General features: G+C 63.5%; 12 protein-coding genes and 1 riboswitch. Of the genes, 7 read left to right on the top strand and 5 right to left on the bottom strand.

All coding sequences use genetic code 11. From position 1 onward, the window contains the following. Positions 1–163 precede the first annotated feature (163 nt). From C6A86_RS08740 to C6A86_RS08730, 3 genes are all read right to left on the bottom strand, one after another. Complete coding sequence (locus C6A86_RS08740; RefSeq protein ID WP_105365948.1) at positions 164–4,795, bottom strand: DEAD/DEAH box helicase; 4,632 nt, start codon at positions 4,793–4,795, stop codon at positions 164–166. Beyond that, positions 4,792–8,160, bottom strand: coding sequence for a hypothetical protein (locus C6A86_RS08735; RefSeq protein WP_233213234.1), 3,369 nt, complete (start codon positions 8,158–8,160; stop codon positions 4,792–4,794). Before C6A86_RS08735 ends, C6A86_RS08740 begins: the two co-directional genes overlap by 4 nt. 174 nt (positions 8,161–8,334) lie before the next feature. Then, positions 8,335–11,433, bottom strand: coding sequence for a DUF3427 domain-containing protein (locus C6A86_RS08730; RefSeq protein WP_105365946.1), 3,099 nt, complete (start codon positions 11,431–11,433; stop codon positions 8,335–8,337). A 737-nt stretch (positions 11,434–12,170) separates the two neighbouring features. Between C6A86_RS08730 and C6A86_RS08725 the strand changes: the two genes are divergently transcribed. The 5 genes from C6A86_RS08725 to C6A86_RS08705 all read left to right on the top strand — a co-directional run bounded on the left by C6A86_RS08725 (position 12,171) and on the right by C6A86_RS08705 (position 16,368). Continuing rightward, on the top strand, positions 12,171–12,350 hold the full coding sequence (locus C6A86_RS08725; RefSeq protein WP_311101086.1) for a hypothetical protein: 180 nt from the start codon (positions 12,171–12,173) through the stop codon (positions 12,348–12,350). 68 nt (positions 12,351–12,418) lie between these two features. Beyond that, a complete protein-coding gene (locus C6A86_RS08720; protein WP_142407084.1) occupies positions 12,419–12,730 on the top strand; it encodes a DUF2563 family protein in 312 nt (103 codons plus the stop codon). Between the two features lie 6 nt (positions 12,731–12,736). Continuing rightward, positions 12,737–14,269, top strand: a complete 1,533-nt coding sequence (locus C6A86_RS08715) for a hypothetical protein (protein WP_105365943.1) — start codon at positions 12,737–12,739, stop codon at positions 14,267–14,269. Next, positions 14,266–14,895, top strand: coding sequence for a hypothetical protein (locus tag C6A86_RS08710; protein WP_199196415.1), 630 nt, complete (start codon positions 14,266–14,268; stop codon positions 14,893–14,895). The genes C6A86_RS08715 and C6A86_RS08710 overlap by 4 nt, the downstream gene beginning before the upstream one ends. A 327-nt stretch (positions 14,896–15,222) precedes the next feature. Next, positions 15,223–16,368: an ATP-binding protein gene (locus tag C6A86_RS08705; protein WP_105365942.1), complete on the top strand. Its 1,146-nt coding sequence runs from the start codon at positions 15,223–15,225 to the stop codon at positions 16,366–16,368. A gap of 78 nt (positions 16,369–16,446) precedes the next feature. Here C6A86_RS08705 and C6A86_RS08700 read toward each other — a convergent pair whose 3' ends face one another. Further along, positions 16,447–17,415 carry a metallophosphoesterase gene (locus C6A86_RS08700; RefSeq protein WP_105365941.1) on the bottom strand — a complete coding sequence of 323 codons (969 nt, stop codon included), beginning with the start codon at positions 17,413–17,415 and terminating at the stop codon, positions 16,447–16,449. A 156-nt stretch (positions 17,416–17,571) separates the two neighbouring features. Further along, positions 17,572–17,679, top strand: a riboswitch (SAM riboswitch). Positions 17,680–17,712: 33 nt separating this feature from the next. Here C6A86_RS08700 and C6A86_RS08695 point away from each other — a divergent pair. Then, a complete protein-coding gene (locus tag C6A86_RS08695) occupies positions 17,713–18,294 on the top strand; it encodes a hypothetical protein (protein WP_105365940.1) in 582 nt (193 codons plus the stop codon). A gap of 3 nt (positions 18,295–18,297) precedes the next feature. Here C6A86_RS08695 and C6A86_RS08690 read toward each other — a convergent pair whose 3' ends face one another. Then, complete coding sequence (locus C6A86_RS08690) at positions 18,298–18,948, bottom strand: serine/threonine protein kinase (RefSeq protein ID WP_396835284.1); 651 nt, start codon at positions 18,946–18,948, stop codon at positions 18,298–18,300. A gap of 189 nt (positions 18,949–19,137) precedes the next feature. Between C6A86_RS08690 and C6A86_RS08685 the strand changes: the two genes are divergently transcribed. Continuing rightward, positions 19,138–20,433, top strand: a complete 1,296-nt coding sequence (locus C6A86_RS08685) for a DUF2786 domain-containing protein (protein ID WP_105365939.1) — start codon at positions 19,138–19,140, stop codon at positions 20,431–20,433.

The raw sequence follows: 20,433 nt of genomic DNA, 5'->3' as shown, positions 1-20,433 counted from the left end.
ATGAGACCGCCGGATTACTGGCAACCAGAACCCCGTCAGCCGACATCACGGCAAGCGTCCTCTCCGTTCCAATGCATCACTACCCGTAATCGCCAATCCACCCCGACACCCGGCCCCTCCCCATCTCGCGGAGGTCTACTGTGCCGGCACTGCCTGATCCCGGTCACACCCCCAGCAGGTTCAGAGCCGCGCCCCGCGACAGCTCCTCATGGAACCGCGCGTTGCGGTACGACCGCAGGCACCCGTAGCACGATGTCTCCTCGCCGCACTCGCAACTCGTCACCCGTTTGACGGCAGACTCTAAGACCACCTCGATGTTCTCTGCAATTCGTTTCGCAGACCCCGCACCGCCCGGCACAGTGTCGAAGAGAACGAGGCTTCGCTTGTGGTCGGCACTCCACGACAGCGCCCCGTCGATATCGTCCCGCGTGATCTCAAGCGCATACGACGCTCCTTCAAGGATCGCGTACAACGCTGAAAGCCAGTTCGAATCTTGATCTTTCATATAGGGCACACCATCGAAGGTGAACTCCGCGATATCCGACTGATAGCGATGACCCAGCGAGATCGTTTCCAGCGGACCATCGCACTCGCGCCCATTCTCGGGCCGGTTGTGCTTGCGCCGCCTGCTGCCCCGCTCCACCGATGCCGCCCAGCCGCACCATTGGCACATCTGGAAGCCCTCGCCAGACCCATCGGACACGACGGCCAGCCACGCCCTGACGCCCGCGCGCGCAGTCACCTTCATGCCGTTAGGGCCGGCCCAGTGGTGAAGCCCGGTCTCGTCACCGTGCGTCTCGACGTAGCTTCCGCCGTGCCAATGCCGCACCGGCGGTGCGCTGCCCACATCCTTCGTATCGGTTGCGGCGACAAAGCCAAACTCCGGGATGATCATCGTCCTGATCGACTTGAACGGCTCCATGCAACTCGGGCACGGAACGGACTGGTCGAGCTCAGTGCCACGTTCGAAGCGACCGCAGGCGTTGCACACTCTGTATTTGTGTCGAACCAGTTCTTTGCCAGGTCGCCTTCGCAGCCCAGCAGATGTCCATAGCTTCCCGCCGGCAACCACCTGATTGCCGGGTGCGTAGTCGTAGATCGCCTGCGACAGGTCACGGTCCAGTGCCAACTTGCGCCCTACCGGGTCTGCAGAGTTCAGGGTGTTGAACTCAACGGTATCGACGGGAAACCCATACTTAGGAAGGATGTTTCGGCTGCCCAAATGACCGAGCAGCGCTCGGCTCAAGATCGTCTTCTTGGTCTCCTCAAGCTGCTTGCTGACACTAAACTTTCGAGCCTTGATCGACTCTTCGAGCCGCTCTTCGATATCGGCGACATCCTGGATCAGCTCTTTCTGCACCGATTCGACCAGCTCGACCAGCGGAGCAACCCAGCTGCCGTCGTGCACTCCGATCTCCGATTGCACACCGACGGGCAGCGCCTCGGTCAGTGCCTGCTGGACAGCGGCAGGCACCGGTGTCAGGAAATCCTGCAAGCCGTCCGCGGGTGACGGACGGCCGCCGTCTTCCGGCGAGAAGAATCTCCCGGCTGTCTTCCACCACGCTTCTCCAGCGTCGTAGCGGTCACGGAAGTACGCAGCGAGGGCAATCGAGTGTGCGTGGCGGCGCCCGATGCGAGCATTGTCCACTGGCACCCACGGGATGCGCATCTGGCCGGCGATCATCGACGTCGGATTCTGGTACTGCGCAAGGTCGTGGGCTGATCTGTTTGCGTAGGTGACAACCAACGCGGCCGACGCCGCTCGACGGCCCGCGCGCCCGGCCCGCTGAACATAGTTGGCCGTCTTGGGTGGCATATTGCGCATGAACACCGATTGCAGATCGCCGACGTCGACGCCGAGCTCGAAGGTCGTGGAGCACGACAGGACATTGACTGCGCCGCTGATGAACTGTCGCTGGATCTCGGCCGCTTCTTTGGCGCTCCACTGAGCGGTGTGCTCGCGTGCGCTCAGCGGCGCGGTGTTCATGGTTTGGTAAACCGCCCGGTAGTGATTCGGGTCGCCGGCGGGATCTGGACGCTCGAAGGGTTTGAGCTTCCCGGTGCATCGACTGTTGGGACAGATGTCGCGGACCGAGAACGCGGTCAGTAGTCGGCAGGTTTCGCATTGGTACCACTCGCTGTCCGCTGCGTCGGACACGGAAAGCATGTTGGCGTCGAGTTGGTAGACGTAGCCACCTGATCCGCGCTCGGCCTCGGACGCCAGGAGCCCGCTGGACTCGAGCAGCTTCCAGCAGCCTTCGAGAATCCGTTCCGCTGGAGTGTCATTGGACAGGTCGGCAAGGACCTTGCGTAGGAACGTGACTCGGCTGTTAGTGGTCCCGGTGCCACTGGGACTCCAGCTGATGATCTGTTTGGCGCGATCCGAACCGGTCGAGCGCATTCGGACCCGTGTGTTCCGTGGAGCGAATCGCTCGTTCTTCACGTCGACGTGATCCAGCACCGTCACAGCACCTTGGAGTCGGACGGTCTTTACGAGCTCATTGAGCAACGCCCAGGACTCGGTGTCCGTCAGTCCTAGCGCCGTGAATCCGCGCAGCGGAATCGAAGCCTGTGGCCTGAGTTCGACGCGCATCAGCGCGAGACCTTCAAGCGATTGGCGGGTCTCCAACGTCATCAATTCGCCCGACACCCATTGATTGACTTCCCTGCTTATCTCGATGCGTCCCATCGCGCGCGGAAAATGCCCGGCCGCGTCTGCCTTTTCCCGTGTGAGCACGGCGAGGTCGTTGACTGTGAGAGAACCATCTGCCGCGGCCGGATCACGCAGCGCTTGGGTGATGTAGCGCCGCTCCAACATTCGTGTGTAGGTACGGTCCAAGTAGGGTGCAGCGAAGGCCGCTGACTGACGCGAGTCGGAAAACATCAGTAGCTTGCGCCCTCCACCGACCTGGTCTGCCGACTCATCGGCCGCTTCAGGCAGCTGCTGATACAAGGCTGTGGTGACGACCGCGGGTGCGGCATTCACATCAGTGCGGAGTCGGCGAACACCCTGGCGTGATTGTGTGCCACATTCGGTGCAGCGGCTCATCACGCGGGTGGCGCGGGGATGCTCGCGAACAAGGAGGAGCTGTGCGCCATTGCACTGCGGTCCGGTGCAGCCGGTCGCGGCCGCGTCGGTCAGCAGGCCGCATCCGGTGCACAGTCGGCGGGTGGTGGGGTCGGAGGTGCCGGACTTCGCGTCGTTGTCGGCAAGGGTGAGCTCGTCCTCGTCACGGACTATGTCGCCCTGTTCATCGGCGAGGACTAACCAGTTGACCGACCTATCGGCGGCCTTCGCGGGGACGAAGTAATCCTGGCCCTTGCGAAGGTCAAGATCGCCGGCGAGATGGACGGCTCCGCAGCGCTGGCATGTTCCAAATTCGAAAACTGCTCGGCCAGTGTCGGGATCGATCTCGTGGCGGGCGAGAAATACACGCGGGCCGGGCTCGTTGAAACTGACGAATGCACCTTCTGTGGCGCGGACAAAGAGATGGTAGCGCGCGGAGAGTACGGGGTGGCCTGCGTCGTCTTGCGTCGCACTGCCCAGCTCAACCAGGGCATCGAGCTTTTCTGCGGACTGCTCGTCTCCGGGCCACAATCGGTCACGGAGGGCGTACACGTCGACCGGGCCCGTGCTCAGTGCGTCTTTGAGCTCGACCATCGACCGCTCACTGGCCAACTTTTCGGCGGCAGCCGTTGATGGAAGCACATCGGCGGATTGGACCGAGCCACTACGCAACCCGAGGAGCTGCTCGCCCGTGAGCGACCATGTCGGAGTGGGGGTGTGTTTCTTGCGTACCGGTTCAACCAAGTCTTGTCGGGCGAGATCGCCGTCGATGTACTCGAAGTTGGCGTCGAAGAGATTCTGGGCGAACTCCATTGCCTCGCCGTGCGGATCATTGCGGACAGATCCGTTCAATGACGCAGATGTCGCGATGCACTGCAGGTTTGCACCGGATGCGACACGTTGCTTGAGGCGGCGGATCAGCAGCGCGACCTCGGAGCCTTGTGCGCCGTCGTACACGTGTGCCTCGTCCATGACGATGAACCGCCACGTGCCTGAGTTTGGTCCGTCGAACAGCACCATGTCGGCCGGGCGAAGCAACAGGTATTCCAGCATCGCGTAGTTCGTGAGCAGGAAATGTGGTGGTGTCGCCTGCATTTCATCGCGGCTCAGCAGCTCATTCGGCAGCCGTCGTACTCCTGGATTGCCCTGCCGGAACTCGGCTTCGGCGTCGTCGGCCCGCTGCTGGGTCTCCCCCGTATAGCGGCCGAAGGTGACGTCAGGTAACGAGGCAAGCACAGCCCGCAATCGCTTCAGCTGATCGTTGGCCAATGCATTCATCGGGTACAGCAGCAGCGCGCGGACTCCTGGACCGAGAGTGCTGTTGCGGGATTCTTCGATCAGTGAATTGATGATCGGGATAAGGAAGCTCTCTGTCTTGCCTGAGCCAGTTCCCGTGCTCACCACAAGGTTTCGTCCAGCGACAAACTTGCGGATTGCCGTCTCTTGATGCACGTACAGACTCTGGTCCAACGGAAACGACGAACCGATCCGATCGAAGTCTTGATCGAGCACACCTTCGGCGATCAGCTCGCGGCACGTTGCGCCGGTCTCGTAGGGCGGTGTCATCTCAAGAATCGGCCCCTTGGTCAACAAGGTGCTGGCATCAATCTCGGCGTCGAACGCCGTAGCGAGGCGTTCATCCCGTGGAGCGAGGAGTGTCTTGAGGTAGCGCTTGTAACTTCCTTCGATCTGCTTCGCGGTTTCCAGCGGGTCAAGCCGGTCGATCATGCATCTTCTCCAATGAGGTCGCCGCGTCGGTCATAGAGCACTACTGCCTCGGCGATCAATAAATCGTTCGCCACCATGGTCGGACAGAACTTCGCCATCTGCGACCAGTCCCTGAGCAGGCCAGAGTTCAGGTAGCGGCCTTCGATGCGACCGTAGGCCTCGAGGCGCGCAAGGAACGCAAGGGTCAGTGACTGGACGGACATCAGCATCCACGGGTGCTCGACGGTATCGATGCCGCGCACCCCGTCCTGGCGCATGGTGATGGTCTCGTGCGCGAGGCGCGAGGCGCGTTTGAGCGGCGTGAGGACCATCGACAACTGCTGCTCAAAGTTTGATGACCATCCGAATGCTCCCCACTGGGTTCGCCCGCACAACGCCTCATAGATGCCGGCCCTGAGGTTCGCATGGTCCAGCTGCGCGTGGGGCACTTGCTGGATCTCGTGGAGTTTCGATTCGATGCGGTTACCCGGGACGAAGCTCAACTCCAGTACCGAAGAATCAAAGCAAGTGTCGTGGAATTTTGCGGTCTTACCCGTGCGCAGTAGCTCCGTGAGTGGTTCGCCGCCGCGGTCTCGCAAGTAGGCCAACGTCTCTGCGCGCTCGGCGGGAACTTTATGGCGGCGGTGATGAAGCGACGGCAGGTCGGCGAGTTCAACCATGCACCCGAACCATGGATGTGGATGCAGCTCGTTCGAGGTGTCGTCAGCCGTGAAGTTGTGGTTGACGAGTTCACTGCGGATCAGCATGGCCATCTTGTCGTTGGCAGAGATCGTGCTGTCGCCCAAACATTCCAACGCGGGTCGAGGATCTGCGGTCAAGATTCTGATCAGACCTGCGAAACGCTTAGGTTTGCCATCGGCGTGCAACCGGGCCATCGCGGTCCAGACTTCGGGCCGCACGCTCACTTCGTCGAGAGCGGATTCGCCCGTGGCGACGTGCCGGGCAAGCATCACCTGTTCTGCTGTGCCGTCGGCACACCAGCCCGGCTGCTCGATTTGGAACGCGGACGCAGACGGGGCCGCCGGTGGGTCCACGGCCACCCACGGGTCGTCGACGAAGAGCTGGCACCGCAGCTCACCGTGTCCAATGAAATGATCGGGCAACGTCGCGCTCCCGTCGACCACCGGGAATGATTCCGGGGGCTGCCAAGGAGCGGTCATTCTCCAGACGTGCACGGCGAGGTCATCGACCGACGCAACGTCGCTGAATTCCAGTGCGTTGTTCACCAGATGCACAGCAGAGGCCAACAACCGCGGACGCGCTAGGAGAACGGTGACGTCGACTGGACCGGCTTCGGTATGCAAGGTGGCCACCACGCGGCCCGTCGGATGGTGGCGCGCCGTATCGGCGAATTGCTGGGTCCGCGTCTCGAATACGTCGTTCTGCCGACGTCGGGGACTCGTGTCGGCTTGGATCAGATCGCCAAGATCGGAGAAGTAGCCGAAATCGACTCGACCGATCCCCGGCGCGCGAATCGCGACGAATCGATCTTGGGCGAAGTCTTCGGGATCGTTGACATCAGGAGTCATTCGCCACGCGATAGGGACCCCGGCTTCACCGCTACGGATCTCGACGTGCGGGGGTCGAAGAATGACCGAATCGGCGATGACGTCGTTACGGACATCGAGCTTCCGCTCGATTACGCGACTGTCGAACGTGATCGGCTCGTGAGGAAGGCCCTCGCATCCTTCAGCCTCGACCACTGCGGTGCAGACAGACAAGCCGCCCAGCGCTGGTACCCGAATGACAGGCTCAAAGCCAGCGTGGAGGCCCTCAAACACGTACACAACGCAGCGGGCATCCGAACCCATCGGACCGGTCACCAGAATTTCGAAGTATCCGAGCTGGGCTTCCTCGGCGTCGTCGAACGGATCGACGCTGGTCTCCTCATCCTCGCCCAGCCACGTCTCGTTAACCAAGAAATCGGTCTCGCCCACTCGGCGAACCTGGACTTTCCATTCTGGAGGCGGATCCGCGTGGGTCGATGGCAGGATCACCCAGGGGCGCTGGGTATAAACGGAGCGCCCCTCTGGCGTGAGTACACCGACCGCCGGCTCGCTCAGCACGAAACGCGGACGGGCGTCCTTGCGAACTAGGCGCTGCGTACCCACCGCCGTGCCGTCCCGGTACAGCTGCAGAGCGCCGATGTCGTCGAGTTCGACGAACACGCTTCGCCAACGGTGCCAGCCTGCGGGATTTCCCGTGTCGCGATACTCAACAGGTTGCTTTGAGTAGGCATCCACCAGTTGGTGGTCCTCGGGAAACACCGCCCATACGCAGTCCTTCAGACCGTCACGCCGGGCGATCCACCGCCCCGTCTCATCAAAGATGAGGAGCGGGTCCGATTGCACGACCAACGCGATGGATGAAGATGGGGTGTCCGGATGGGACACGATAGCTTCACGAACTGGGCCCGGCACCGCAGCGCGCGCGACGGCAGTCTGGTTTCCCTCGCCCCAGCGTCGGCCCGCGAGTATTTCCCGCACTTCGCCGTCGAACGAGACCCGCCAGGGTGAGTCGGTGCCATCCGTAGGCGTGGGCAGTTCCAGGACAATCTCGTCGTCGTCGACCAAGTAGGTCACCGATGGTTGCGCCAACGTGCCGGCGCCGATGCGACGCCTCCGGATGTGTAGGGGCGCGTCTTTGAGCTGCTGAACCAACTCTTCGAGCAGCACAGTGGGCAAACCTGTGGTCCCGGCATTCAACTCGCGATCGAAGATGGTCGGGTCGACTGTCGCTTCCTGGATGAACTCGATGATTCGGTCGAGGATGTCGGCGGCGAATTCAGCGCCGTTGATCAAGAAGTTCCGCACTGGCACGTCCAACGTGGACGTCCGGTATTCCTTGCCAGGTTCCTGCAGCCATTCCATGACGGCGGCCCCGGTTGCCGGGCGCCCTTGTGTGATGTGCTCATGGATGACGACCAGCAGGTCACGTAATGAGTGGATCGGTATGCCCGCGTGCAGGGCGAGCATCATGACGTACTTGCGGTTGCTGTCGCGTTCGATGTCGGGGAATCTTGCCAGCGAGAACTTGTCGAGGATGTCGACGATGCTCCGCCGGATGTCGTTCTCGAAGTCGGCGTTGCGAGCCATCCCCAGCTCGTCCCAGTAACTTTCCCAATACGCGCCGTGGTCGTAGGCCAGCGCGGCATGCCCCACCAACGTCAGCAGGGTCAACGCCGGGTAACGCTTGATAATCTTGCGATACGGAATCTCTTGCTTCTCAAGCTGACGGACCGTGGCCCCAAATTTGCGCTGCGCCTCGCGGATATCATCCTCGGAGAAGTCGGCCTCGATCACCAGGCTGACAGGCTGCAACAGCGCACGCCAGCGGTACTCCTCGTCGCTGATCCACTCCGACAAGGTTCGATTGTCCGACAATGCGCCTCCCCTTGAACAACTGATAGGCACTTTAGGACAAGTCACCGACCAATCGGCCGATATCCGGCCTACGGCAGCAAATATTGACGGGGGTCGCTAGAAATTGCGGGCTGCGGCCGGGTGTGCTTCGGCGTGTCGTTTGCTACATCGGCTACATCACGCAACCGCGGCCCGCGCCCCCAGGTACACCTCCGCTGGCATCGACTGCCTTAAGCGCCACGTGATCGCCATCGGCCGCTCCCCCTCATGTGACACGTAGTCCGCCGGGCCCAGGAATACGTACGGTGCACCGTCGCCGAACACGGACTTCTTGGTCTCCCGCACGAACAGCAGAATGTGCGAGCCGGTAGTGCGGTGGTTGATGTACCGATGCCCGGTCGGCGAGGCCGCTGACGTCGTCGACTGGGACTCCCAGTGGAACAGGTCGTGACTCAGCGCGAAGTCCCGATACATCGTCGTCGGCGAATAGTCGGTATCGGACTTCTTGAGCGTGATTAGGAAGGCGTCGGCATTCACCGCCGGGCACCACGCGACACCCTCGCGCATCGTCGCCGGACTACGTCCCTCGGCAGTCCAACCAAGGGCTGCCAAGATCTCCTCACGCGAGTACGTCGCGTGGAGCGATAACGGCACGTCGGACAGCGTCGGGATGAATGCGCCCAGGTCGTAGGTGCTGCGTCGCGCGGCGTCGAAGGCGATGTCGACGATCTGCCTCATCTCGTCGGCGACCTGTTCAGCCTGTACGGCACTCACGCCATCTGCGGCGTTATCGAATCCACCGCCATTGGGAAACAACGAGTAAAACAGCATCTCAGCCAGGCGGCGTTCAGTGACGGAGCCGCCCAGAGTGACGCCGCCGAGCAACGCCTGATAGGCGTCGGCACGGCGACGGTCGTCCACGTGCGCGACGGCCTTAAGCCGCTTCACTAGATCCGACTCTCGCTGCCCAGGCTGATCACTCAGCTTGCCTGCATCGCGACAAAGTGTGGTCCACGATCGCCCGGGGCGCAAAATGTCGTCGAGGCTTCGCTCGTACTCGTCGAGATAGCCCGAGAGGTCGTGATGCTGGTAGGAACGTATCTCGGCGATCAGAGCGGTCTTCTTCGGCGAAACCTGCTGTCTCACATTGGCAAGGACGAGCTCCTTCGCCACCGCATCGAGGATGATCTGGCTACCCGATGGAAGGAACGGGAACCCCTCCTCCACTTGCCGTTCAAGCTGCTTGCGCGCCAAGCCAGTGAGCGCCTGGAACCGCTGGTCAAATCTGAATTCGCGGCGTTGATGTCCCACGAAGTCCAGGGCCGTCAAGACCGACTTGCCGGGCGCAAGCCGCAATCCGCGGCCGAGCTGTTGGAGGAATACAGTGGCACTTTCGGTGGGCCGAAGGAACAGCACGGTGTCCACGAGCGGGATGTCGAGACCTTCGTTGAAAAGGTCAACGGTGAAGAGCACGTTGATGTCTCGGTCTCGCAGCGCGGCTAGTGCGCCGCGCCTGTCAGCTGTGTCGTCGAGACCGACAACGGCCCGAGCCGGGATCCCGGCAGCTTCGAACTTCTCCGCCATGTAGCGAGCGTGATCAACGCTGACGCAGAATCCGAGTGCACGCATGTCGCTGACGTCAGTGATCTTGTCGCGCAGCTGGTCGAGGACGATCCGCGTGCGCGCGTCGTTGCCGGTATAGAGCGCGTTCAACTGCGCGACGTCATATCCGCCGCGTTTCCACTGCAATGCTTCAAGGTCCGTGTTGTCATGGATGCCGAAGTAGTGAAACGGGCATAGCAGATTTTGTTCAAGGGCATCCCATAGCCGCAATTCGGCTGCCGTACGTCCGTCAAAGAAGGATCGGACGTCGACTCCGTCGCTACGTTCCGGGGTCGCGGTGAGACCGAGCAGTTCGACGGGGTTGATGTGGTCGAGTAACCGTTGGTAAGACGCCGCCTGCGCATGATGAAACTCGTCGACGACGACGATATCGAAATGGCTCGGCTCAATAGACGAAAGCCGTTCAGTCGTCAGCGACTGAATGCTCGCGAAGACATGACGCCACTTCTCCGGCTGCTGACCAGCCACCAGCAACTCGCCGAATGTGCCGTCGGTGAGGACTTCCCGGTACATCCTGCGCGCTTGCTCAAGGATCTCCTTGCGGTGCGCCACAAACAGCAGCTTCAGATTTGCGCCGCGCGCTTCGCGGAGACGGCGGTAGTCGAGCGCGGCGATCGCTGTCTTACCAGTGCCTGTCGCCGCGACGATCAGGTTGCGGTGCCGGTCGTGCAGCACCCGTTCGGCATCCAGCTGTTCGAGCAGCTCGGCCTGGTACGGCTTCGCCGTGACTTCCAATCCCGACAGAGTGATCTCGAAGGGATCGCGCGCTTTCTTGCCTGACGCGACCTCGAGGGCGTTGCGCAGTCGATCACCGTCCGCGGCGGGCTGATAGGGCTCGAAATCACGGTTCTCCCAGTAGGAGTCGAATGTGGCACGGAACTTCTCCAGTAGGTGCGGCGTGGCGATCGCCGACAGCCGCACATTCCATTCGAGGCCGTCCACCAACGCTGAGTGCGACAGGTTCGACGAGCCGACGTATGCGGTATGGAACCCCGTGTTGCGCCGCACCAGCCACGCCTTCGCGTGCAGCCGTGTCATGTTGGTGTCGTAGTTGATGCGGACCTCGGCACCAAACTCATCGACCAGCCGGTCCAGCGCCTTGGCGTCGGTGGCACCGATATAGGTGGTGGTGATGACCCGCAATGGAACCCCGCGTTCGCGCAGTTCGTTGAGCTCACGCTCGAGCAGGCGTAGACCGTGCCATTTCACAAATGCGCAGAGCAAGTCGACTTGGTCAGCACTGGCAAGCTCCGCCCGCAGCTCGGCAGCCAAGGTTGGTTCGTTGCGCGCGTTGGTCATCAGTGCGGCATCCGACAGTGGCGTCGCCGGCCGTGGCGGCCGAACCGAACCCACCACATCAGCCGTCACAGCATCCAACCGCCGGATCTTGGTCGGGTCATCTTGGTAGATGTTCTCGGACAGTAGGTCGGAGTCCCCAAGTGCGGCAAGAATCTTTCGGGTCAGCTGCGCTCGTTCGTCCGCACCTCGGGCTGCTCGCAGTTGGCGCTCGATGAGTGGGCTGAGGTGCCGAGCGAGGACGAGTGCCTGTTCGGCGTCGTCTACTGCGCTGAGCGCAGCCTGTAGTCCAGTGTCATGAGCGAGTGCCGAATTCAGGCGCTCGGTGAGCAACGTTTCGTAAAGTCCGACATCCACGCTCGCAGGCTAACCCGGGGCTGCGAGAAGACCACGCTTTATCGGCGTCCGTGAGGGACTCCGGCATGGAAAACTACTCTGCCTCCGACCGAAGCCAGTAGGTCGCGCAGCCGGATGGCTGCAGGATCGCCGGTGAAGAGAAGGAAAGCCTCCATCACTTCCGCCGCGCCCCGATCCAGATCACCGCCCTGGAATTGCCGCCCACCGTCCGGAAGTCGCGCAGCCAGCCACTTGACCACGGCGGAGTACCCCGGACGCCTGTCCCTGACGCGGCGGGCAATGCACTTGCCGAGCGCCTGCTCGATTCCGGGGCGCGCATCGGAGTGGACAACAGCCCCAGCGACCAGCGCAGCTCGATCTACATGCACCGAACCTCTGTGAGGTAGAAACTTGGCTGTGAGTGATGGTGGAATGCCGGCAGCCAGTTTCTGGACGCGTCTCTGCGCCGTAGCAAGGCGATCATTGTGATTGACTCGGCACTCTTGGCTGTGATTGCCGCCGCTGGGATCACGTACTTGATTAATGAGCGATCTGATTCGCCTACGCCGGGCACCACTACTGCGCCCGCGATGACTCAACCAACGACTCCACCGCTCCAGCCGTTCCGGACGCCGTACGGATTCGCATGGATCGTCGCAGCATGCGGCGGACCGATGATCATCGAGGATCTCCCCGATCCGCCACTGCCTCGCGCATCCGACTCAGGCATCTGTCTCACAGCCCCCGGGGGTCTGGCGATGACCGTAGGCGTATACGAAAGAGAAGAAGACCTGCGCGCCGATATCGCTGCAATCGACGGCGCCCACCGGTACGCCGCCCGGTCTGATGAAGTGGGCCTCAGATGGTTGTTTCTCGCCGAAGGACACAACGCCGAGCCTCTTGCGCCGCTGGTGAAGTACGGCTTCGAGGTGCAGTAACGCAAGAGAAATCGGTGTAGTAGCGGGTAAGCAGGACCCGATAGACTCTCCTGGCGAGGGGAGTGCACATGATCATCGATACCGATCTGCTGCGGATGGGGGCGGATTTCTCGGCGAGCGCTGGAGAGATCGTGCGGCGTGGAGCTAATCACTTTGCTTCGGCGCCTATGCCAAGTGGTGTGTTCGGCGACTTCGACGCCGCGCACGAGTTCCAAGGCGCTCTGCAACGACACCACGAAGCGCAAGTGGCCGCCATGCACGCAAGTCGACAGGGATTTGAGATCTTGGCTCAGAAGGCGAAGTCCGGTGCGGCGATGTTTGCAACGGAAGACGCGGCGAGTCAACAGAATCTGGACTCGGCTGCACGCACCATCGGCTGACTGGCAATGACCGATCAGTTTCGGCACCTCGACGCTGACAATCTCGCCGCGAATGCTGGCGGCGACCCGTGGCAACTGAATCGCACGGTCCAGAGCGGGTCGCCTGGGGAGATCAGCGAACTCGCCACCGCATTTCGCGGCGCCGGAGTGTGTACTAGCGAGACAACGGAAGAGTTTCTAGCCGCTAAGCAGCGATTCGAGGCCGCATGGGACCGCCAAGACGGAGGCGGGCATCCAATCAACGACTCGGCCGAAGTTCGTCGGGCCACGGAGTCCCTGCAGCTCAATCGCGAGCAACTTGATCGCGTGGCTGTGGACCTACAGAACATCGCAGCTACCTTGGCTGAAGCTCAGCGTAGTGGGGATATTTCGGTCGGCAACCTCAACGCAGCACTCCGCATGATCGATGACCAGATCACTCGTGAGATCGCTTTCGCCAACGCCAACGGCCAACCCGTAGACACGTCTGAACTCGAACAACTGGCGATTGACAGAACGCGGCAGGCGGTCGACGAGATGAACGCAATTCGCGACGGCTACGCCAGTCAACTGGACACGTCCCGCCTCGAAATGGCCTCGGAAGGCTATGAGTCGAGCCCTTTGACAGATAGTGAAGGCCGACAGGAAGCGGCTTCGACCGAGAATGCAATTGCTGACGCGGATCAATATGGCAGTGGACAGCGCGCGGCCGACCAAGCGATCGTCGGCTCACCTGGACCGTGGACACCGGAGAAGCAAGCAGCGGCCGGGCGCCTCCGTGACTACGCGACCGTCAACAATCCGACCGCGTCGCTTGAAGAGGTTCGTTACGCCGGCCAACGTCTCGATGACTACCACACAGCAAACTCACTCGGCCCGCTTCCCGCGGACCCGGTTCTCGGAGGCGATGCACGTAGCCAGGCCCGGACTCGACTCGACCTCCAACAGAAACTCGAACAGGGCTTGCTCGATACACCGCCGATCTCTCCTGACCAAGCAACCGCACTAATCAACCAGAGCCAGTCCGACGCTCGCGCCTTGGTGATTTCCCGCGTAGAGGAACAGCTCGTGCAGGCGGGAATGTCGCCCGATGGCGCGGCACAGGCCGCGAGCAGCATGTCCCACGGCATCATCCCCAAGGAATTGGTCGATGCCGCTTCCGCGGCGGGAAAGCCGATGGCTGGAATAAAGGAAGCATTCGACAGGACCGCCGATTCCCTCCCAACCGGCAGCCACTGGGAAGAGTCGGTCAAGACGTACACACCAAGCGACGTGGAGGCGCTGAAGTCGGTCGGCAGTCGCCTGGGTGTCGCCGGAAATCTCGTCGGCTTCGGAGTCGGACTGTACGAAATACAGAACGGCGCACCTGTCGGACAGGTGGCAGCGAAGACGGGTGGTGGAATGGCTGGCGCGTGGGCGCTTGGGGCTGTCGGCGCTGAGATTGGTGCGTTCGGTGGCCCTCCCGGCGTGTTCATCGGGGCCGCCACCCTTGGCACAGTCGGCGCCATCTACGGCGAAAATGCAGGACAGTTAGCGTACGAATGGCTCTCCGGAAAATGATGGACGACGTCGCTTTCATATCGGCAATTGCGGGACTGGCCGCGATGGCTCTCGCGCCGCGCAAGAACATGCGGGCTGGTCGAATCACCTACTGGGCGGGAGCCGCGGTAACTGCCATCTCGGCATACTTCATCGCGCAGCCGCAAGGGTGGAAATCGGCGGTCGGCGCATTGGCGTTGGCCGGCGTCGTCGCGGCATTCGTTGCGTACGCCTACACGCCGTTTCTGAGCCTCAAAGGCCGCGCAATCTCCTTCTACAGCAGATCACCACAGCCCTACGGCGCAGGAGTCACCGCCAAGCGATCGTGGTGGCGCCTGCTGGTGGCAATAGCCGTTCTGGCGTTCGGAATTGTGTCGTTTTTCCTCGGCGAAGGCAGTCCGTGGCTCGCCGCTATTGCGGCCGGAGGAATCGTCATCGCCGGAGCAGCGTTCGGATACCGCGATGCACTTCTCGGAGCCGGAATTGCCTCAGGTCAGAGCAACCAACTCATCCTCGCGTCTGCGATCACGCTTGGTGTCTTTCCGATCGCCTACCTGAGCGCATATTTTCTCCGTCTGCGCCGGCTGCCTGCTCGAGAACGCCATGGCCGCCACGCCGGGCCACCCGGATCCCACGCCGGCGGATAGGTCGAAAGCACTCGTCGCCGCGCTGCGCGAAGCAGTTGTCATCACGCCAGGCAAAAGTCCATCAACTGAACGTGTGGAACCATCGATGAGAGTCTTCGCACGGCGCCGCCCGTCCTCACCGGCTACCCAGCGAGTGACATGCAGGAGTACGCGAAAGCTGCTGTCAATGCGGCTGATTACGACGTACGTGAGAAATTCGACAGCGAAGAGGGCGCCTACCCGCACACCGTTCAGGCGTGAAGCTGGGCGAAAGGTGACTCGCAGGCCGCCCGTATAGATCCGTATACTTCTGGGTGATCTATACCGAACTATGCGGGAGGTGTGCCGATGGAGCCGAGCCCGTACGCACCCGGGTCGCTGCCGGAATACCTGGCCGGCCGTGGCCGTGAACGCGAGCTCATCCGTGACAAGGTAGCCCGGCTGAGCATGCTCGGGCGTTCCGGCGGGCCCCTGCTGGCCTTCCATGCTCCGCGTGGCCTCGGGAAGACGTCGCTGCTGCGGATGGCCCAGCGCGACGCGCTCGCCGAAGGCTTCCTGACCGTGTGGGTCACCGGCCGAGATGACCGACCGATGTCGCCCGATATGGCGCAGGGATTGAGCGCGGCGGTCAAGGACCATTCCTTCGGGGACCGGGCGAACGCGCTGCTGGATCGACTGGCCCAGGTCCAGGTCGAGTTCGGGATCCCGGGAGTCAAGGTCGGCGCGACGCTTTCCGCCAAGGACAAAGCGGCGGGCTCGGCCGTGTTGGAGAAGCTGCTCGAGGATGCCGGTCGGTTCAGCCGCGCGCATGCCGCCAAGGGGCTCGTCGTGTTCGTCGACGAGTTCCAGGAAGCCCAACTGAGCGATCGCAAGAGCCTGCTGATCGGGCTGCAGCACTTCGATGGCGCCCCGGACGCCATACCGGTCGCGGTGATCGCCGCCGGCCTGCCCTCGTTGCCGCCGGCGGTGACCGAGGCGGCCACCTTCGGCGAGCGGTCCCGGTTCGTCGAACTCGGCCTGCTCACCGACGTCGCCGTTGCCGAGGCGATCCGGTTGCCCGCCGAGCATCACCGGGTCACCTGGTCTGACGAGGCGATCATGGCCGCCATCGAGCTCGCCGCCGGCTACCCGCACAAGGTGCAGCTCATCGGCGACTCCACCTGGGAGATCGCCCGTCCCACCGCCGGGAGCACGATCAACGTGGGCCACGTCCGGCGGGCCGAGGAGGAGATCGAGGACCGCATGACGGGCCTGTTTCGTACCCGCCTGACCCGCGTCACACCCGAGCAGCAGCGGTTCCTGGCGGCCATGGCCGAAGTCGGGGACGGCCCGGTGGAGCGCGCGGCGATCGCCGCCGAACTCGGGGTAGCGACGACCGCGGTGAGCCGACCCCGGCAGCAGCTGATCGACGGCGGCTATATCGAGGCGGTTGGGCGCGGCAAGCTGCGATTCACCATTCCCGGGTTCGCGGCCTACATTCGCGCCAATGGTTGACGCGCCGGACTGCTGACGGTCACGGAGGTTTCGCGACGGCGGAGATGACTGCCCCGGTGATCCACCAACCCGTTCCGTTCACCCCACGCTGCTGCCGACCCACACGTAGTGGGCCGGATCAATCTGCGTATCCCCCGACCACCGGTGCGCCGTCAACGCCCCGCCCTTGACCGCGCTGAAGTCCACGCACGCGGCGTAGTCGGTCCAGTCGTGCAGATGCCGCGGCGAGCCTTGGCGCCAGTAGTGCCCGTAGAACACCGGGATCTGTTCGTCGTAGACGTAGTCCTGTGACACTTCGATATCCGGTAGCGGCGGGTAGGGATCGCCGTGCTGGGTCGTGAAGGTGCTGCTGATCTCGGCGAGGTCGGCCAGCGTTGTCGCCGTGCCATTCCACCACCGCAGCCGGGCGGCACCGCGGGAGTGCCCGTCCTTGTCGAGGTAAGGCGGCTGACGATGCTCAACCAGACTGATCTCGGGTCCCTTGAGCAGCGTCTCCACCGCCTCATACATCGGGTCGCCCTTCGTCGAAGCCCGCACCAGCTGCTCATCGGTACTGATCCGGTCATCACCGAGCGCCGCCATCGACGCCTCATGCCAGCAGGCATGCACCACCCGGATCCCACCCAGGTCCAGCCACAGCGGCTGCGTCCGGAACCAGGCCAGGTACTCCGCGCGCGCCTGCCCCGTCACCTGACGCAAGAACTCCGCATGCTGTCTCTCATTCTTCGCCGCGTCCGGATTGCCGGGGTCGTCATGCGGCCGTAGGTACTTGCCCGAGCCGCGCGGCCACTCGGTGGCGTAGGCGAGTGCGTTGAACTCGTGGTTGCCCAACACCATTCGCGCGCTGCCGGCGTCGATCATCGCCTTGACCGTCTGCAGCACCCGCAGCTGATCGGGCCCGCGATCAATGAGGTCGCCGACGAAGATCGCGGTGCGGTCGGGGTGCCGGTAGGCGCCCTCGCGGACGGCGTACCCCATCAGGGCAAGCAATGCCTCGAGGTCGTCGGCGCAGCCGTGGACATCGCCGATTACGTCGTAACCATTCATCGGTACCTCCTTCGTCCGCCTCGTCAAAGGCGGCCCATCAGTGGTGTGTGCCGACCATCGCCTCGCGCCGATGAACTCGGCGGGCAGGTCTGGAATCTGTCTTCAGGATATCGCGGGACACCGACATGTCGGAGTGGAGCCGTATCCTCGGAGACAGCTCACGAGCGGACGACTGTTCGGGTACCTGGCCCGTCGTCCCGGCAACCGCGCGCCACCGCACGGTGCCCCAGGGGAAGAGCGGGCACGACAGTGCAAGCGGTGGGCGCCCGAACGCGGCGCCGCCAGGAACGGCGAACGATGACCGACCAACCCCTGACAGCGGCGGATGCTGCTCTGCGCGAACGCATCACCGAACTCTCGGTACATATTCCGTGCGGCGGCCTGCGCGGACCGGTGCAGCGCACGTTGTGGCAATCCTGCCGCCACGAAGACTCCCCGCAGAAGTGGGAGGGTGTCGACGTCTCGCGTCACGACGACCTGTGCATCGTCTGCTTCCGCGCCACGGCAGGCGGAATCTCGCGGTGGTCTTGGCTGGCCTGCGCGGACTGCCGCTCCGTCAACGACGCGATCGCCCAGGTGTGGGGATTCCGCCCCTTCGCACTGGGGCGGCACAGCCTGATGAACGGCATCGGGCTGCGCGGTGGCGCGTCTCCGGAAGTTCAACAGCGCCAGGCCGAACGGCTCAGCGAGTTCGCCGGCGGTGACTGGCGGCTGAAAGGTTGGCGCGATCACGAGTACCGGCTCATGACGGCACGATTCGAACCCGACGCCGATGTGCCCCTGCGGGAGTGGCAGCAGGCATGGCCGCCCGGACCGGCCGCGTCGCGGGAGGCATTCGCCCAGCTGATTGGTCCGACGTTTCCTTTGGGCCGCCCGTGAGGGTCAGCCCGCGACCTGACCCAACCAGTCCGAATTCCCATCGATGGGCTGCCCGTCGATCAACACCAGTGGAACCCCCGGCTCCGGAAACTGGTGCAGCAGAGCGAGGTTATTGGCCGCGATCACCCGCGCGTCGTAACCGATCGGCAGGCCGATCCTGATGAGGTCGAGGGCGGCCGGTGGGGCTCCCGCACCGGCGGCCAGATCAGCCAGCTGGTTGTTGTCCAGATCGGTGGAGCCACCTTCGTGCGGCTGGTGCTCGGCGGAGAAGATTTGCTGCACGAAACGCCATGTGACATCGCTGGACTGTGACTGCCCAGCCACCACGAACGCCGCGTAGATGGCCCGGCTGTCGTATGTGCCGCTGGCCGAATACTTTTCGAGGAAGTTCACCAACCGCAGGTTGACATGCAGCGAGCCGTTCTCGATGCGCTGCCCGATATCGTCCCCCTGTTCCTGGATCAGCTGACCGCTGAACGGGCACAGCGGATCCAGATACAGATCGACCTGCCCGACCGCATGCGGGTCACCGATGGAGATCACATCGCCGGCAGGCGCCGCGACCGCCGCATGCGCGAAGCCCGCGGCCGGCGCTAACAGCAGCGCCGCGACCACGGCGAGAATTGCCCCGACGGCGCGCATCGGCCGGTTCACCCAGGTTCGGTCCATGACACCCATCATGCCGGGGCGAACGGGCCCTGCATCGTCAGTTGACAAGGAGACCGTTGCAGATGCTCGTATCGACATCGCCGTCGCCGCGCCACCCATCGACGGTCCGAGCACCGCCAACGTGCGTACCCGAGCGACCAGTGACCTGTCGTACCCCTCCGACACAATCCGGACATGAGCCGACACAACCGCCAGAAGCGCGCGGCCAAGCAGAAGGCCCGCCGCCGCGCCTCATTTCAGCATGACCACCGCGAGCCCGAGCCGGGCCATGACCGCATCGTCCTACTCGACCACCTCGTCGCGGCGTTGTACGCCTCGGCGAACTGTCCCGACCACGACGCCGATGTCCACGCCGCTGAGCTGATCCAGGAGTTTTCCGGCTGGACCCGTGACCTCGATACCGCCGCCGAAGTCGCCATGGCCGGTGCCATCGGCCGGGCGTGGGAGGCGGGCTGGTCGCCGAGTGACCTCCACGAACTTGTTCGTCGCCACCTCGATGCATCGGCGACCGACTATCTGGCCGAGGCGATCGTGCGCGAGTCTGCGCAGTACGCCACCGCAACACTGCACCCTCGATGGCGGGCGGACCTCAATGCGCTGTCCGCGGGGATCGATCCCACCGCCCACGCGCCGCAGATGTGGGACTGGGCCGACCGACGCGCGGTCAGTCATCGCGCGGCCTTGGCGGTGGTGCTGAACGTGCTCCGGTTCCTGGGGCGGCTTCCGGTCCTGGAGCCGTTGCTGCCCTTGCCCGGCGCGAGCCGGCACGCCGCGTTGGTGGTCGGCGAAGCCGACGCCAAGGTGCTCGGCCGAGTGCGCGGACTACTCGCAAAGGCCGAGGCCACCAGGTTCCCCGAGGAGGCCGAGGCTCTTTCGGCCAAGGCGCAAGAATTGATGAGCAGGTACTCGCTGCACCACGCCATCAACAACCACGAGGCCGGCCGCACGGCAGAGGCGGCCGCGCGGCGGCTCTGGATCGACAATCCCTACGCCGGCGCCAAGGCGACGCTGGTGCAGGCAGTGGCGACGGCCAATCGTTGTCGCATGGTGTGGGCGGAGAAGCTCGGCTTCGTCACCATCGTCGGCGCCGATGCTGACCTGGAATCCGTTGAGCTGCTCACCACGTCGCTGCTGGTGCAGGCCAACCGGGCCATGCTGGCCGCGGGACGCCAAAACGCCAGTGGGCAGGCCAGAACGAGATCATTCCGTCAATCGTTTCTCGTCTCCTACGCCCTCCGCATCGGCGAACGTCTCACCGTCGCCAGTTCGGACGCCGCCGCCAACGTCGATCACGACAAGCTGCTACCGGTCTTGGCGGCGCGCAGCCAGGCGGCCGACGACCTGTTCGACCGACTCTTCCCGGCCGCCATCGCCCGGGCGGTGTCGGCGTCCAACGCCACCGGGCTGGCGGCCGGGCGCGTCGCTGCCGACCTTGCCCACCTGGATGTACGCAGACCGATTGCGGGGTAG

It is taken from the genome of Mycobacterium sp. ITM-2016-00316, from assembly GCF_002968335.2.
GTDB lineage: Bacteria > Actinomycetota > Actinomycetes > Mycobacteriales > Mycobacteriaceae > Mycobacterium.
This window is presented reverse-complemented; position numbering and strand designations above follow the sequence as displayed.